Source organism: Clostridium minihomine, assembly GCF_900240385.1.
GTDB lineage: Bacteria > Bacillota > Clostridia > Oscillospirales > Acutalibacteraceae > Faecalispora > Faecalispora minihomine.
Window position 1 is genome coordinate 73,667 of sequence record NZ_OEQH01000004.1, and the last position, 15,918, is coordinate 89,584.

Below are 15,918 nucleotides of genomic sequence, written 5' to 3' on the forward strand. Positions count from 1 at the left end.
CTTTTTCTTTCCGATTAATGACAAAGTAATGCTTTCTTACACAAGTCAATAAAACCATTCACTCAGAATAACATTCGTATCAAAAACGGGCGCCAGATAAATTCTGACGCCCGTTTTATCAACAAGAATCCCTTGTAAAAAGACAAAGTTATCTTTCGATCTCTTAGCAGAAAAAGCTTTTATTGCTTTTTACCCTGCTGCATATGCAAATCGGCAGAACGAAGTTTGAATTGACCAACCAGTGACTTCATCAGCTGTGCCTGACTGGAAAGTTCTTCACTGGCTGCCGCGCTTTCCTGAGCTGTGGCGGAATTGGTCTGTACCACGCTGGAGATTTGATCCATAACTGTGGTTAGCGTTTCTACCGCATGAGCCTGCTCCTGCGTTACCTCAGCAATTTCACTGTGCTCACGCTGGGTTTCTGCCATGCTCTTGGTTACCGCATGAAGTGCATTCAATGTACTTTGTGCCATTCTGGTGCCGTCTGCAACTGCGCTGAGCGATTCGGTGATAAGGACAGAAGTGCTCTTGGCCGATTCGGCACTTTTAGAAGCCAGACTGCGAACCTCATCTGCAACCACAGCAAACCCTTTTCCGGCCGCCCCTGCACGTGAGGCCTCTACCGCTGCGTTCAAAGCCAAAATATTGGTCTGGAAAGCAATGTCTTCAATCGCTTTTACAATGTTGCTAATCTGAGCAGAAGTTTGATCGATGCGGCTCATCGCCTCTACCATTTTCTGCATCTGATCATTGCAAACCCCCACCTCATCCATCGTCTGGGTGGCCCATTCCCCTGCCTGAACCGCATTAAGGGCGTTTTCTTTTACTTTATCAGACAAATGGTGAATGGAACCGGCCAGTTCTTCAATAGACGCTGTCTGCTCCGAAGCCCCTTGCGCCAGCTGCTGTGCGCCCATTGAAACCTGTTCGGCTTCAATCGAAACCCGGTTGGCAGATTGACTGATTTGAGTTAACGTTTGATTCATTGATACGACTATTTTTTGAATATGATCAGAAATCGGCCTAAAGTCCCCTTGATAACACTTGGTAGCCTGAGAAGAAACATCAAAATTCGAATGGGCTATTTCTTCTAACAGCTGCACCAAATCCGTAATCATCGATCGCAAATTACACACGATTACTTCTGTGGCGTTCGCTAAAACAGCCGTTTCATCCTTTGTATGAATCACGGGTACAGGGGAAGTAACGTCGCCTTCCGACAATGCAAACAATCGATCTGCACAGGCAGAAACCGGCTTTGCAATTGCATTGCTTACCACAATGGATACCACGACGCCGATGATGCAGAAGACCAAAGCCAGAACACTAATCCACACAATTTCAGTAAGGCCGGCCTTCATAAATTCCGATTGATCCATAACCAGAGCCACGCTCCAGCCGGATGTGTCATTTAGCGAGGTATAAGCGATTACTTTGGCGCCATCCTCAGCCTGATAGGTATCGTAACCTGTTTCTTTTGCGGCAATCTGAGACTGCATCTGGGCCAAATCCCCGTCCCCTTTACTGCCCACCGAACCAGACTGGGGATGAGCAATGATAGTGCCGGTGCTGTCCACCAGATAAACCAGGGAAGAATCCCCTGCTTTCACCGATAAAACTATATCATTTAAGAAAGTCTCTTTAGACACAAAATAGACCGCACCCTTCACTTTGGAATCCGGAATACCGTTTTCCCAAAGAGGAGCGGCTAATACCAAGGCACCTGAATTTCCATTAAGAAAAGAATACGATATCTTTCCGCCAAGGGCATCTTTCACGCAAGCCAAGCCGGAATAGTTTTTTCCGTCCAGCCCAAGGCCAGAGCTATCTACCAAATTCCCCTGTTCGAACCCAAAAGCTTTGGCACGCTGGCTCAGCAAAGTCTTTTTTTGATCGGCCAGTACAGCATCATCTGCCAAATAAGATGTACTGCCCACATCATACACTCTTGCGGTATAAGCTGCCAATTCTTGATGAATTCGATCCGCCGTTACGCCGGATGTTTTCGTCATGGATTGTTTTAGTACAGCGTCAGTGGTGTGCACGCTTAAAATTGAGTTCACTAACCCAAATGAAATGCATAGAATAACAATAATGGTCAACAAAATTGCGGCGATCCGAACACGGATACTTTTCATCATACCAACTCCCTAAATCAAATCTTGTGGGGGAACGAACCTCCATCGCAATTTATTTCTTAATGATCTTCTGGAAAAAAGCATGTAAAATCGAAAGTCATCAAGATATAACTGTTATAATTAATTCTCGACCTAAAGTAGTATTAATTTAGTGAATTCACAACAAACTACAAAATAATTTTTCATCTAATGGTAACTTTCTATAAAATCAAGACAATTATTTCTCTTTTTGTTGCATTGACAAAGGAACCCCCTTGACTAACCGGAGAATTTCCGATATAATCTCAAGGCAAGTAAATATTTCGAGGTGTAGCGCAGATGGTAGCGCGCCTGCTTTGGGAGCAGGATGCCGCAGGTTCGAATCCTGTCACCTCGACCACCAGAAAACCGCACCAAATAGCCATTTTCAGGCTGTTTCGTGCGATTTTTATTTTACAATCGCAGCATAAATTGTGTGAAATTAAAATAGCAACATTGAAATTTTGCTTTTTAGGTGTGTCATAACTCACCGGTAACATCAGTTTCTTGTGTTCCTTATTCTTTTGATTGATTGTTAGAAATATATAGAATAAAATATATGCTATAGTCATTCTATTATCTGCTCGCAGTTTTATGCCACAAACCGATGTCAATACAGAGACAGTTGGTTCTAAGAGATTTCTGTTTGATTCTACATAATATCGAATGAATATGTACTCTCTCGCTCTTTTATTATGCTCTTGACCATATTCCTAGCTGTATGAAACCCATTCCGAGGTGAAACATGAAACAATTGTTAAAAAGCCATAAGGTCAGATTACTGGCTCTTGCAACGGCAATCTCTTTGTTTGCAGGGGTATTCCCAATAAGAAAAGAAAGCTTTGTACATGTTTCTCATTTCGGATTTCCGACTGCATTTATCACTCTGCATCGGCCTATTTCTGAATTTCCTGTTGGGCTGGAAATTAATCTATTGCAATTCGCAGGAAACATCGGTGTCATCTGGCTAATTCTATTTTATTTATCTAAGGTATTTCACAAACTGGTGTTAAAGGTACGAAAAAAACAGGATACTGTTTGATATTGACAGCAAACTGTTTTTTCAATTAGATAGATTTAAAAAACCAAGCGGCCTGTTTGTGGGACTAAAATCGACCGAAAAGTAATGTATTCGGGATTAAACCATGCATATTGCTTTTTTATTGGAAGCATTATAATAATTACGATAAACGTTTACATAAATGGAGATTCCTATGCAATATATAGAGATTCAGGCAACTGAAATCAACCGGGAACTATTTGAACATTTTCAGCGTCACCAAATTGTAAACCAATGTTGGCGTAAAGTGGATGAACAATGGTGTATAAAAGATGCCCCTTTTACAGATGATTGGAACGAAGAAGAATACAGTGAATTGATAGCTTGCCTAAAGAATACGATCACTTCAGGCGGCATAGTATTGGGAGCATTTTCAAATGGAATGCTGAAAGGATTTTTCTCTGTAGAGCCTGCTTTATTTGGAAAAAACAAAGAATATTTAGACTTGTCTGCAATTCATGTGTCGGAAGACATGCGCGGAAAAGGGATTGGAAAGAAATTATTTGAACTGGCTAAAATTTGGGCCAAAGAGCATGGTGCGAAAAAACTATATATATCGGCCCATTCCGCACTGGAAAGTCAAGCTTTCTATCGTGCGATGGGGTGTTGTGAAGCGCAGGAGTATAACCTGTTTCATGTGGAAAAAGAACCATATGATTGTCAGTTAGAATGCACATTGTAGCAATTCTATCTGCATTTAAATCAATCAAATTATATTGTAACACTGCACCAGTCAGCCATTTTGAAGTGATTCGGTGCAGTTTTTTAAATTGTGCTTGCCCTCCCGATTGTTTCGGAATCATTTCTTGTTCTTTTAAAAGTGAGAATGAGTCTGTTTGGGCAGAACAAATATAGATTAAAATAGCCGGAGTTCCAAACGCCGTCGATATAGGCATTTTCATCCGTTTGGATTTTAGCCGCCAGATTTTTGTTGTTCCAGTCTGTGCCACTGACTAAAATCTAAGAATAGTTCCCCTCAGCAACATCATAGAGCCCTAAAAAAAGGGAGCAAGGAAAAATCCTTGCTCCCTTTTCTTTATTTTAAAATTTCGGTCACGGATTCCTCTGCCTGAGTTTCCACCTGACCTTTCAGGCGATCCACCAGTTTCATCAGGAAAGATGGCATCTGCACGCCGATATCTGCTACATTTTCTAAAATGCTGATCAGTTCATTGCAAATCAGCCACACGGCAACTAAAGAACCTACGGCATACCCAAAATGCAAAGAGAGTCCTGCTTGTTCTGCACCGTAAGCCACTAAAATATCAATAATGGAACCCACACCGACCAACAGCCACATACAGATTTTCTTCACGATTCCCCGAATTCCCCGGCAGGAACTAACCGCTTCTTTTCGGTAAACCGCAGCCACAATTCCGGTCACATAGTCAATCACATTCACCAGCACCAGCAGATAAACGGGAATTGCCAAAATTCCCAGCCAGGAAGACAGCGCCGCAAATCCGGCTACCAAAAGCGCTTTCATCTTGTCCATTCAACCCCTCCTTTACCAAACATTAAAATTGCACTGCCGAGTCACTCCGTCTGCGGTCACCTGAATATGTCCATGTCTGGCAATCGGCTGCGGCGGAAGACCTTCGATATCAATCAGCCACCCCCGGCCTTTGGGATCAAGTCGGGGTTCAGATGCAGAGATAACGTCCCGGCCCACAGTAGATATAACAGGCTTGTCTTTGCATTTAGCCAACAGGGTGTATTTGCCGCCAGCAGCCATATCTTTGCTTTTGGTATCGAGGGTTAGGCCGACGATTGCGGGGGCAGACACAATGCAATCCAGAGAAATCTGTGCAGACTGGTATGCAATTCCCGTATGATTGCAGATTCCTTTCGCAATGGCGGCAGCAGCTTTGTGTGCATCAAACAATGCCCTATCCGATGCACTGTCGATAAACCCTACCTCAACCAATACAGCGGGCATATTTGTTTCCCGAATCACCGCCAAATAGTCCCTCCCGTCGTTGCCTTTTCGGGATTTTACACCCCTGTCTTTGTAGCCTAATTCAACAAGCTGAGTGTTAATGCATTGTGCCAATGTCTTAGATTGGCCACCAGTAATGCTGCACCAGGTTTCAGCGCCCTGACCACCACCGGCATTTAGATGAATCGAAACAAAATAGTCCGCTCCCCATTGATTGGCTCGGCTTGCCCGGGCAGACAACCCCACATCCACATCAGCAGTACGGGTGCGGTTTACCATAAAACCGCACCCGCTTAGTTCCGCTTCCAGCGCATTCCCAATTTGCAGCGTTAAATCTTTTTCTCGGCAGCCAAGGGCACAGGCCCCGGGCTGTGCGCCGCCGTGCCCTTCGTCAAGCCAGATTTTCATGGATATCCAATTCTTTTTTCACCACATCTATCTGCTCTGCGGTCATCAAGGGATAGTCTTTCATAATATCTTCAAAAGCCTCGCCGCTTGCTCTGCGTCGGGCAATTACCCGGCAAGCGATTTTTAAAATTGGCATCATACCGCACTACCTCCAAAAAAAGTATTGGCTATTTTCGCCTCAGTTTCGGCGGGTAATTCCTCCGCTGATTCAATCAACTCATTAATGATTTCAGTGACAGTATCCCGATTGCGGATATACCCCAGTTGTGCCAGTATATCTACAGGCTCCCGCATTTCTTCGAGGGAGTCCGCAAACAAAAGCAATGCTACATTAGGGGAGGCCCGCATCGGCAAAACTTCTGCGCATGGGTATGGATCGCGGAAATTTATCAGCTTTGTTTCTGCGTTGATTTGTGCCGCAAGCTGTTCGGCGTACTGTTTTGTGCTATCGTACTCGTTATGAAAAATTGCGACTCTGATTTGTTTTGACATGATAAACCTCCTTATTTATGCTTGATAACGGTAATGGAACCGATACCACCGGCATTTCCATCAAGGCTACCGGATTTACCCACAGCAGACCCTTTATTACCGCCAGCGCCGCCATTAACTTGCAGCAGTCCGGTATTTGTGTACACGCCGCGGTGTAAGATGTAAATAGCTCCACCACCGCCGCCTCCACCGCCGCCTCCGCCACCGTAATTGCCGTTATACGTTGGGTATCCAGCAGCACCGCCGCCATAACCATTATTTCCGTCGGCTTTTATGCTTCCATCTATGGTCAAGTTACCGCTAACATACAGTAATAGCACACCTCCACCATACATACCAGTACCGCCGCCACCACCGCCAACGCCTGCTTTGCCAGAGCCATAACTCCCATTGCCGCCATTACCACTGCCACCAGAAACTCCTGCCTGCCCTATGCCGCCACCACCGCCTCCGCCATAACTACCATTTCCACCATTTGGGGTGCCAGTCACGCCGGCAGAGCCTCCTACCCAGATATTAGGAGTAGTATTTATAGTTATACCGGTAGCGTCGCCTCCTGCTCCACCAGTACCTGTGCCGGTAGCAGAAGAGCCACCGCCACCACCACCTCCGCCTCCGCCGCCATATCCGCCGCCGTAAGTTCGCTTAAGCATGCCACTGCCATAAATGCCGCCACCGCTGCCATTTGTTCCCCCATCACCATACCCTCCTCTTCCGCCGTTGCCACAAACAAGCTGCGCGGGGTAAGGATAGGTGTTTTGCGGATTAGTTTTTGGTGCAAGCCCCGACTGATCGATTGTCCCATGGATAACGCAATCGCCCTGCACCCGGATAATCAGCCCCGCATTGTGTGCGGCACATTTGAAAACGGCTCCAGGATTAATAGTAAGGGATTTATACTGTTTTTCAACGATTGACTGATGCGGAACCGGCACAGGCAGAAATACCGTGTTAGTGATAACGGCATCACCATCGCTCCCGTTGCCAAAGATTGAGGGGGTGGAGCTTGCCCCCGACCTAAAACCCAGCTTATCACCATCGAGCCGTACGCCGGTAACCCAATTGCCCGACTTAAACATATCAGCGGGTAATACGGAGCCGTTCTGTATTTTTGCCGTGACCGGCTGGCCGTTGACTGCCCAAGTGTCGCCCTCGACAATACTGGCTGTAGCCAAAAATTCAATGATATTTCCCTGCCCGGTCAGTTCGTGCACTTTACCTGTCTTTTTGTGAAGATAAGTACTCATCATTCCCTGATTCCACAGCTGCCGATCCTGCTTTGTTACATGCAGTTTTTCATCAGATGTATGGGCAAACAGCCCAGCATCGATTGCGTCCATGTTCTCGTTAATGATGCCAATATCCGCACCATCTTCATAGTCTGGCTTTTTCAGCCCGTAGTTTTCTGTAGTTTTCAAATAGATCCCCCCTTACGAATCTGTTCCCAGCTTTTTGCTTAAAATCCCTTCGTCAATCCAGATTTTCATTTATGTCCAATTCCTTTCTCACCTCATTCACTTGATCTGCGGTCATCAGCGGATAGTCTTTCATAATATCTTCAAAGGCCTCCCCGCTTGCTTTGCGCCGCGCAATTACCCGGCAGGCGATTTTCATTAAAATAGACATTATTTTACACCTCCAAACGCTAAGGCAGCAATTGCTTTTTGTGCATCAGCAATTTCGTCTGCCATCTGCTTTACCTGCTGTTCCTGATAAGTAAGCTGCGCTAGCGTAACAGAATATCTTTCTATAGTTTCATCCGTACTTTCACCATTAGAGGACAGAATCGTTATAGGCTTTAGCTCCAGCTTGGTGCGAATAATATAATGTTCCAAAACCGATTGACTTTTCTGATCACCTTCCAAGGTAATCAGTGTCAGTCGGTCTGTGTTAGCCATATCGGCAGTCAGCTTATCCAATTCATCAAAAGAAATGGAATCTTTAGCAATCTGTATTTCAAGAGAATCACGCTGCACTCCCTGATAATAGATAGATTGTCCGTTGACAACGGCAACATCAATTACGGTACCTTGTGCGAGGATAATTTGTTGTGACATAAATTTTCTCTCCTGTTTTTATTCGTTTATTGGTAGAACTCCGCTCATACCCATTAAGGGCTCACCATTAATTTTAATTCCTTTTGGATCAACCCATAATAGTGCATAGGATTCTCCACCTGAGTGAAATGAACCATCGATATACAGTTTTAATTTACTAAATGTTTCTGTAGTTGTTGTATTGCGAAAACTAAAAACGTTATCACCAGATGTACTCATGGAATTAGAACTATCAAACTCTGTACAACCAATATAAACGATACCCATTTTCCAAACATCTTGCCTACCGGATATTGTTATCGTAGCACCTCTGCCTAATTTTACAGGTCTTTCAAATGTTATTATAAAGTATCCTGTACCTTTTCCCTTCGTCGGTCTATCAACATCCATACGTCCGGAACCATCATCATTTATATAAAAATTCCACTTAACACTTGATGAAGAAGAACCACCGGTTGTCACTGTATATCCTACTCCTCCTGTAAAAATTTTTCGGTTTACTCCCGCGTAAGATGTGTACAGTTCTTTTACCTTCCGGTTAATCCCGACATAATTGGAATGCACTTCTTTTAATTTTCGATTTGTTCCGGCATAGTTGGTATATAATTCTGGCATTTAATACACCCCATAAAGAATACCTGATGATAAAGTATAAGAAGGCGCTGAACTACTGATTTGCACTTGTGGTATTTCTACACTTTTGGCAGCAGTTCCATCATAGGACATTTCACCATTTCCTTTTCCCACTTTAAATATCAATGACTTATTTTTACTTCCACTAGCAGTAAAAGTTAATTTCGTGCCGTCGTCCGACAAACGCACTCCGGTTACCCAATTGCCAGCCTTAAACAAATCAGCGGGCAAAGGCTCCCCGTTTTGCAACTTGGCTGTGACCGGCTGGCCGTTGACCGTCCAAGTATCGCCCTCCGCAATACTGGCTGTAGCCAAAAATTCAATGATATTTCCCTGCCCGGTCAGCTCATGCACTTTACCTGTTTTTTTGTGAAGATAAGTACTCATCATCCCCTGATTCCACAGTTCGCGATCCTGCTGTGTTACATGCAGTTTTTCATCAGACGCATGGGCAACCATCCCAGCATCGATTGCGTCCATGTTCTCGTTAATGACGTTAATGTCCGCGCCATCTTCATAGTCTGGCTTTTTCAGCCCGTAGTTTTCTGTGGTTTTCAAATAGATACCCCCTTACGAATCTGTTCCCAGCTTTTTGCTTGAAAGCCGGCCCATGTAGGATATTCCTGCTGTGCTTGCTGCCATGTTACATACAGGTAAGAAATATCCACCAGCAGGTTTGCCGGCAGTGTTTCCCATAAAGTAATATACAGCGGTTTTAAATCCGCAATTCTGGATTCCCCACGATAACGAATCCGCACATGAAATCCATCCAGTTCAATTTGCACCGGCAGGCCCATATAGGCCTCCACAATGGATTGCAGCGTGTTTCGGTTAATGGGCGGCTTTGTGATAATCTTAGCTCGAATAGCGTCCCTTCTGGCTTTCAGTGAACTGTTCATCGGCGTTGAAAGCCCCAGAATCTTTTCCCAGCGGGCGCAGCCGGATTCATCACAAGTCGTGGGAAATCGGTTCTCAATTCCCCTTTTCAGTGAAGCGGATAAGCGGTCGATTTCAAAATCGGCCGCTTTTGCAATTTCCTTTACCTCCAGCAGATCCTGCAATGGTGGAATAATGAAATCAATGTAATTTGACGGTTGGTCATAAAACAATTACGCCACCTCCGTCACAGTGATGGTCCCCACTACCGGAACCTGATAGGCAGCAAAATTTTTGCTCAGCTCTAAATTTTGAGAGGCCTCATTCATTGCAACTGTACCAATATCCACAATTTCCGGATGGCTGTCCAAAATAGTCGCTTGCAGCTTAGCAAAAAAGATCGTTTCGTCCACAAAGCTCACCGCTTCAATATAATCCGAAATCGCTTTTTCTACAGAGGGCTGAATGACCGAAAAAGTAGAACCTGTTCGAATCTTGATCTCCGCCTGAACATTAACCGGTAAATCGGTAGAGGTTTTTACCGTCACCGTGTGGCCAACCGGGGCAATTCCGTCACCGTCAATTCCCATTTCTGCCTGAACAGCCTCTACTAATTTGTCCGAAGCAGTTTTGCCTCTGCTATCGCCGATTACAATTCCCACCTGACCGGCCTCTTCCATCAAATGGGCGGGAAATACCTTTACCGCTCCCACTCCAATAACCGAAAGAGTTTTTTCTTCGTAATCCGCAATGTTTCCTCCATACGGGCTTTTTCTGGCCGCCGCATAAAACCGCTGCCGAAAACTTTCATCCGTTTCCGTATCGCGGGCGGCCACCAATGGCAAGGCTTCCATTTCCGCACTGCCTAAATTGTTCAGATGATCCACCGGATAAATCGTTCCCGAATACGCATTTCCCTGTGTTCCCAGTTGTTCACAGCGTGCGTGATACTGTCCGATTGCCAGTTCCTCTGTCAGAACATAGCTGGTGTTTTCTACAGAAAATCGGCTTTTCAGCGGAACCGCTATCGGATTCCCCTGCGAATCAAAGGTATTGATTTTTCGTTCTGCATAAGTCGCTTTTTTGCGTGCGAACCCAAAATCCGCGCACACCCGATCCAGCCATTCCCCCTCCGCCGTATCGGCAAACAGCAAATCCATCATATAGGCAATCATAAATGCCTGCTGCGCACACAGCAGCGCCGCCGGAGCAAGGGTATTATAAATAATGCTTCCTTCGCGCTTGTCATATTGATTCGGAACCCTGTCCAGCATTTGCTGCAACAGGGTTTCATACTCATAAACCTCAGCCAATCTGCACACTCCTTTCCAGTGGGATATCTCCAAATTCCGTTTGGACCGTTACGGTAACTATCGCCTTTTCCCCTTTAAACTCTATTTGAAAATCCGATAATTCCATCACCCTGTCATCCTGCTCCAGCGCTTCCGCAATTCTTCTCTTCAAGTCTGCACGCACATACTCCCGGTCTTTTCCAACCAGTTCCGCAAATTCCACACCGTAATCGTTGGAAAAAGTCACATGCTCAAACCGCTCCGTCAATAAAGTCAGCTCAATCGCCTGGGCCGCCGCCTGTTTCCCATCTATCATGCCTTGCAGGCGGTTTCCCCGGATTTTCCAAGTTAAAGACGGAATAGAAAACACCGGGGAGTCCGCAGGATAGGTCTTTAAAACACTCATGACAACACCCCCAAAAGGGCAAACCGCTGCCCGCCCTGTTTTTGAAACAGAATCACCCGGTTTCCAATCGCTACTGTAAGGTGTTTGGGAACATCAATCATATCCAAAGGAACAGAAAGCGATTTGTTATCCAGCTGAACAGAGGTGCCTTTCCATATTCCATAGATCAAATCCGCAGACTGATGATTCCTTAAATAATCCTGTACAATATTTTTAATCGCCGTGTTTAAATCCATCTCATCACCACACAAATCTTAAATCCATACTCATGGTATGATTATTCTTTGAAAAATCATGAGTTACGCTCTCCACAATACTCCAAACATCTAATCCTGCTTCTGCAATTTGAACCCGCACTCCGCTGCCGCCCATCACTCGGGTGTCTCCAATACCGTCCACTTTCAGCGTTTGGGTTTCGCGGTTTTTCAGCTGCAATAATTGATTTGCCCTTGTGGCAAGCTGTGATTCATTCAAATCCACTGAAACATTGTCATAAAAAATGAGCTTTCCCCACTTTTTAATGGTACTGGCATCTCCCGCCGTATAAAGATTGCTTATGCCACTTTTTTTGTCATCCTTGGCTACCTTAATATAGTTAAATGTATCTTGATCAATAGAACTTTCGTACTCAAAACCGGTTCCCATAGAACCATCTCCAATAATAATGGGCAGGCGCAAATTGACCATATCTCGTAACTCCAATTGCCCAAAATGATCTCTCAGCACATACCAGTAGTTATTTTCTATAAAGCTGTCTTGAATGGACTGGTACAGCATATCCAAATGAGTCTGATTCGCAAAACGGTACTTGCTCAACTTTACTTTTGTATCCTCTACGGTTCCCAGGCGAATCCGCTCCCCCACCGCTAAAGCAACCGTATTTACAAACTCACTTAATGTACAAACCGGACGAAAGATAGAGTTATTGGTTTTCAGATATCGAAGCTGGTCATAACAGAGACAGCTATACTTTTTACTGTCTTGTTTAGTTGTAAATAAAAATCCGTAAAAAATTTTTGCCTCTCCATAGGTAAAAATGACCGTGCTGCCATTTGGATAGCGTTTGGTGAGGTGTGTGGGATAATCAAAAGTTAGCTGTCCGGCCCCATTATTCCATTGGGAACTGTATTTTACATTTGAGGCCAACGAAGAAATATCCTCGTTTTTTATAATGAGCATGATATCACCTCACCTTTTTAATTGCTATATCTCTCTCATGCTGCTCTCTTCTAGCGATTTCTTCTGTGCGCCAGCGAACGAGGGTGTTTTTTATAGCTGTAAATGCCTTTTCTGGACCGGTATCTGCAGCATTTCTACCCATTAAACAATCCATATATAGCTTTTTATCATAACCCATTCGGCCGATCCTAGGAAAAGTCTGCACTTTATCGTTCGATTCATCGGGGGGATTTTCGTTATCGTTTCCAGTACCTGGAGCCGTTTCATTTGAAGGCGCATTTCCACCCGTTTTATCCGTGCTGCTTGTGGGTGCACCTCCACCCCCTTTTCTGGTAATGGTATAAGGTGTGGTTTTATTATTCAATACAACCACTTTCGGCGGATCCGGAACTTTACCCGGCCGCTGAATGTACGGCACTTCGGTGGTTTTGATTCCAACCGGTTTGTACTCCACCACCTGAATGGATACATCATATACACCGGGGAACTTTTCTGTTTTTGTGTAGCTTCTCAGATAGGCAGACAGAGAATCCGTCCGATATTGAGAAGTAAAAATAAAACGGCTGGGATTTTTGGTGTTCAGCAGGGTATCAAATCCAGCAAAAATTTTTCGTGCCGCTGTCCAGTTTCTCACAAAAGGCTTATTGATTTCCGTCAGCTGACATTCAATGGTCCAGGTTCTCAGCCCAGCTGTGTCAGGAACTGAAAATTTTCCCATGCCAATGGAATCATAAGCATTGATTTCCCTTCCCATTTCGTCAGAAACACCTGTAATGCCGCAAATAATAATTCCGCCCAAATTCACATAATAATTCATCCATACACCCCCGCTGCCTGAACCTGTTGATTCTGGAACACCAGATCACCCAGACCACGGCTGATTTCTTCCAAATCTGCGGATTGCGATACATTTTGATTTTGAATGATTACCTGAGGAACCACCTGCTGCATATTGAATGTGGCAAATGCTTTTTGGGCCGCCAAATCAAACAAATACCGCTGAGACTCTTTTTCAATCTCTACTTCTCCCTTTACGCTGATTGGGGCAGTATTACTCAATTCAACCGGAAGAGGCCGATTCGTATTAATTTTATCTACCAGGCTTTCTTTCTTATCCTCTGTTGGCTCTTTTTTGTTTTCATTATAAATCTTCTTTTGATCTTCCAGATTTTTTTCTAAATCTTCTAATTTATCCATTTCCTCTTTCATTTTGTTGCTAACACCAACGCCGACTGCTACCCCGATAATGGCTGCAATTAGACCCAACCAGTTTCCCGTCATGGCGGTCAAGGTCAAATGTACAATTTCGATTGCCGCTCTTACGACCTTCATCACTTTAACCATTATCAGAAATGCTGACGCCACACCGGCAATCGTCGGAATCAACCAATCCAGATTATCTGCAATCCAGCCAATCATACTGCCCACCATTTCACATCCCAGTCCGATGAGTTCAAAGAATGGGGTAAACTTTCCCGCATCCATGGCTTCGTTTAACTGTTGAAACAGATAAGAAAGGTTCTGAATAATGGGGCCTGCCTGATCTGCAAGTGCAGCCTGAATTTTATTTCCAAACATTTCGGCCTGAATAATCAAAGAAGTAAAATTGCCGGTAACCAAATCTTGCGTGGCACCAAATCGGTTAAAGGTATCATCTAAATATCCGATGGTACCCTGCATATCCTGATTCCCGGCGAATGTCTGCATGTTGTCACCGCTAAGCTCTGTGATTCCATACTGCCCTTTCGCGGCCGACACGTCTCCGGCTAAAATGCTGCTCATGGTATTCACAGCGCCATCAATGCCTTTTCCCGGATTCTTGGCATATAGGCGTTCTGTCAGCTGATACAACTTCTGAATTTCATCCAAATCCGTTGTATAGGGCAGAAATGCCTCAGTAGCATTCACGGTTCCCTCTGCACCCAAAATCGACTTGTTCTGGCCATAAAGTTTGGCATACTCCATCAAAGCGGTGCCCGATTCTTTCGAACCGGTCATGGACTGAAATGTTTTCTCCTTCCATTCCATGGTTTGGGCAAGCTGAAATGCATCTTTAAAACCATTGAGCGCCTTTTTCCCTAATTCCAGGGATTTTACCAGCTCTTTGACTTTCTCTTTTGCCTTATCCAGCGCATTCTGAGATTTTTGGGCAGAATTCCCCATACCCTGTAAACTCATAGAGAACCGAAAGGCTGCCTGCTGAGCCAATATGGTTTTGCTTTGATAACCGGCTGTTGCACTGTTCAGCTTCGTCATTATGGAAATAGATCGGCTTGCTACTGGGATTAATGCTAATGCGTTTGCCAAGGATTCACCTCCTAAAACCATCCTCAGTGGAATTTTTATTCTGTTCCTGTTTCATCCAGAAAAGCCAACCTGTTTGTGGTATCCGGCCTATCTTTCAGCCGAATACCACAACAACGCCCCTATCGGGATTTTATGGATTCGTTGGCAATAATGTCGCTGGCAATCAGGAATGCTTTTTCTGGAACCGGCAGATTCAGGAATTCATGAGGCAAAATATTATGATTTTGCAGGGCGATATGTGCAAAGTAAAAAAAGCTGTCCTCGCCCTGCTGGATTAGTTTTTTGCCTCTTCCACCTTATCGTTAAAATCGAAGGTTACCTCAGCATAATCGTTATAAATGCTAATTAAAGAAGATACCTCCGCGTCTGTGAACAACAGTTTAAACGCATCCATTGCATCCAAAACTTTTCTGCCTTCCCGCTGAGAAAGCGCGTCCAGAAGTTCGGCGCTGCGCAAATTGGGAGAAACCAGGCTGGCGATAATGGTGGGGTACAGCATTTCTATCCCCTGCAATTTCTTTTCCCGCGCTATTACAGAAGCCTGCGCCCCTTCTTCTGCGGACAAAACCTTCATTTCAAATTCCGCCTCGCCAAACGTACTCATCTTAAACTTTTTGTTGGGCTTACGGTTGGGGTTCAAAAACAGTTCCAACGATTTATCCATAAAATAGTTCCTCCTAAATCAAATCAAAGTCATTGAATGTAAACGAGCTTTCATTTTTCTGGGCTTCGGTAGAACTGTCGTCCAGCGTGCCCATCAGCACCGTTGCCAGCACCACACCGGACAAAGTGACCTCAATGCGGTTCTCTTCTTTGTTATCCGAATAATACTGCAAAGTGATATTCGGAAAGTCCGAACCATTCTTATAGTTGCGATAGGCCTGAATAAGCGCGGGGGTGGTGTGATAGTAAGTCAAATCACCGGTTCCCTTCAGTCCGCGCACCGCATTCTGTTCAAACCGTTCGCCCAAAAACTGTTTGGCTTCCACAACCGCTTCCACCTTGGCAGAAATTTTCGAGATTTTAAAAGCGGGAACTACCTGTCCCTTAATTCGCAAATAGCCCTGTCCGTCATGTCCAGAGGGCAGATTCTGTAATTTCGTCAAACTCATA

Annotated in this window: 21 protein-coding genes and 1 tRNA gene; 3 read left to right on the top strand and 19 right to left on the bottom strand. The window is 44.7% G+C overall.

Annotation, left to right across the window (positions count from 1 at the left end):
• Positions 1–179: 179 nt before the first annotated feature.
• Positions 180–2,141: a methyl-accepting chemotaxis protein gene (locus C1A02_RS09995; RefSeq protein WP_101698087.1), complete on the bottom strand. Its 1,962-nt coding sequence runs from the start codon at positions 2,139–2,141 to the stop codon at positions 180–182.
• A gap of 300 nt (positions 2,142–2,441) precedes the next feature.
• Here C1A02_RS09995 and C1A02_RS10000 point away from each other — a divergent pair.
• From C1A02_RS10000 to C1A02_RS10010, 3 genes are all read left to right on the top strand, one after another.
• A tRNA-Pro gene (locus tag C1A02_RS10000) sits at positions 2,442–2,517 on the top strand.
• Between the two features lie 384 nt (positions 2,518–2,901).
• Positions 2,902–3,198 (top strand): hypothetical protein, encoded by a 297-nt coding sequence (locus C1A02_RS10005; protein WP_101698088.1) that lies wholly within the window; start codon positions 2,902–2,904, stop codon positions 3,196–3,198.
• 172 nt (positions 3,199–3,370) lie between these two features.
• The gene (locus C1A02_RS10010) at positions 3,371–3,898 is read left to right on the top strand and encodes a GNAT family N-acetyltransferase (RefSeq protein ID WP_207204896.1); all 528 of its coding nucleotides are present in this window, start codon (positions 3,371–3,373) and stop codon (positions 3,896–3,898) included.
• A gap of 354 nt (positions 3,899–4,252) precedes the next feature.
• Here C1A02_RS10010 and C1A02_RS10015 read toward each other — a convergent pair whose 3' ends face one another.
• From C1A02_RS10015 to C1A02_RS10105, 18 genes are all read right to left on the bottom strand, one after another.
• Positions 4,253–4,711 carry a phage holin family protein gene (locus C1A02_RS10015; protein ID WP_101698090.1) on the bottom strand — a complete coding sequence of 153 codons (459 nt, stop codon included), beginning with the start codon at positions 4,709–4,711 and terminating at the stop codon, positions 4,253–4,255.
• A 12-nt stretch (positions 4,712–4,723) separates the two neighbouring features.
• The gene (locus tag C1A02_RS10020) at positions 4,724–5,563 is read right to left on the bottom strand and encodes an N-acetylmuramoyl-L-alanine amidase (RefSeq protein WP_101698091.1); all 840 of its coding nucleotides are present in this window, start codon (positions 5,561–5,563) and stop codon (positions 4,724–4,726) included.
• Positions 5,547–5,702: a DUF433 domain-containing protein gene (locus tag C1A02_RS10025; protein WP_101698092.1), complete on the bottom strand. Its 156-nt coding sequence runs from the start codon at positions 5,700–5,702 to the stop codon at positions 5,547–5,549. The genes C1A02_RS10020 and C1A02_RS10025 overlap by 17 nt, the downstream gene beginning before the upstream one ends.
• Positions 5,699–6,055, bottom strand: coding sequence for a hypothetical protein (locus C1A02_RS10030; protein ID WP_101698093.1), 357 nt, complete (start codon positions 6,053–6,055; stop codon positions 5,699–5,701). The genes C1A02_RS10025 and C1A02_RS10030 overlap by 4 nt, the downstream gene beginning before the upstream one ends.
• An 11-nt stretch (positions 6,056–6,066) precedes the next feature.
• Positions 6,067–7,473, bottom strand: a complete 1,407-nt coding sequence (locus C1A02_RS13625) for a hypothetical protein (RefSeq protein WP_207204897.1) — start codon at positions 7,471–7,473, stop codon at positions 6,067–6,069.
• 52 nt (positions 7,474–7,525) lie between these two features.
• Entirely contained in the window at positions 7,526–7,681 is a 156-nt protein-coding gene (locus tag C1A02_RS10045; protein ID WP_101698095.1) for an antitoxin, read from the bottom strand.
• Entirely contained in the window at positions 7,681–8,112 is a 432-nt protein-coding gene (locus C1A02_RS10050; RefSeq protein WP_101698096.1) for a hypothetical protein, read from the bottom strand. Before C1A02_RS10050 ends, C1A02_RS10045 begins: the two co-directional genes overlap by 1 nt.
• Before the next feature lie 18 nt (positions 8,113–8,130).
• The gene (locus C1A02_RS10055; RefSeq protein ID WP_101698097.1) at positions 8,131–8,727 is read right to left on the bottom strand and encodes a hypothetical protein; all 597 of its coding nucleotides are present in this window, start codon (positions 8,725–8,727) and stop codon (positions 8,131–8,133) included.
• Complete coding sequence (locus C1A02_RS10060) at positions 8,728–9,303, bottom strand: hypothetical protein (RefSeq protein WP_101698098.1); 576 nt, start codon at positions 9,301–9,303, stop codon at positions 8,728–8,730.
• Positions 9,300–9,854 carry a putative phage tail protein gene (locus tag C1A02_RS10065; protein WP_101698099.1) on the bottom strand — a complete coding sequence of 185 codons (555 nt, stop codon included), beginning with the start codon at positions 9,852–9,854 and terminating at the stop codon, positions 9,300–9,302. The genes C1A02_RS10060 and C1A02_RS10065 overlap by 4 nt, the downstream gene beginning before the upstream one ends.
• The gene (locus tag C1A02_RS10070) at positions 9,855–10,943 is read right to left on the bottom strand and encodes a baseplate J/gp47 family protein (RefSeq protein WP_243577984.1); all 1,089 of its coding nucleotides are present in this window, start codon (positions 10,941–10,943) and stop codon (positions 9,855–9,857) included. It abuts the gene before it with no gap.
• A complete protein-coding gene (locus C1A02_RS10075) occupies positions 10,927–11,319 on the bottom strand; it encodes a DUF2634 domain-containing protein (protein WP_101698101.1) in 393 nt (130 codons plus the stop codon). Before C1A02_RS10075 ends, C1A02_RS10070 begins: the two co-directional genes overlap by 17 nt.
• Positions 11,316–11,555, bottom strand: a complete 240-nt coding sequence (locus C1A02_RS10080) for a hypothetical protein (protein WP_101698102.1) — start codon at positions 11,553–11,555, stop codon at positions 11,316–11,318. The genes C1A02_RS10075 and C1A02_RS10080 overlap by 4 nt, the downstream gene beginning before the upstream one ends.
• Positions 11,556–11,559: 4 nt before the next feature.
• On the bottom strand, positions 11,560–12,498 hold the full coding sequence (locus C1A02_RS10085; protein WP_101698103.1) for an XkdQ/YqbQ family protein: 939 nt from the start codon (positions 12,496–12,498) through the stop codon (positions 11,560–11,562).
• 4 nt (positions 12,499–12,502) lie between these two features.
• Entirely contained in the window at positions 12,503–13,315 is an 813-nt protein-coding gene (locus tag C1A02_RS10090) for a hypothetical protein (RefSeq protein WP_101698104.1), read from the bottom strand.
• Positions 13,312–14,805 carry a hypothetical protein gene (locus C1A02_RS10095; RefSeq protein ID WP_101698105.1) on the bottom strand — a complete coding sequence of 498 codons (1,494 nt, stop codon included), beginning with the start codon at positions 14,803–14,805 and terminating at the stop codon, positions 13,312–13,314. Before C1A02_RS10095 ends, C1A02_RS10090 begins: the two co-directional genes overlap by 4 nt.
• 274 nt (positions 14,806–15,079) lie before the next feature.
• Positions 15,080–15,469 (bottom strand): phage tail assembly chaperone, encoded by a 390-nt coding sequence (locus C1A02_RS10100; RefSeq protein WP_101698106.1) that lies wholly within the window; start codon positions 15,467–15,469, stop codon positions 15,080–15,082.
• 13 nt (positions 15,470–15,482) lie between these two features.
• Positions 15,483–15,917 carry a phage tail tube protein gene (locus C1A02_RS10105; protein WP_101698107.1) on the bottom strand — a complete coding sequence of 145 codons (435 nt, stop codon included), beginning with the start codon at positions 15,915–15,917 and terminating at the stop codon, positions 15,483–15,485.
• Position 15,918: the final 1 nt, after the last annotated feature.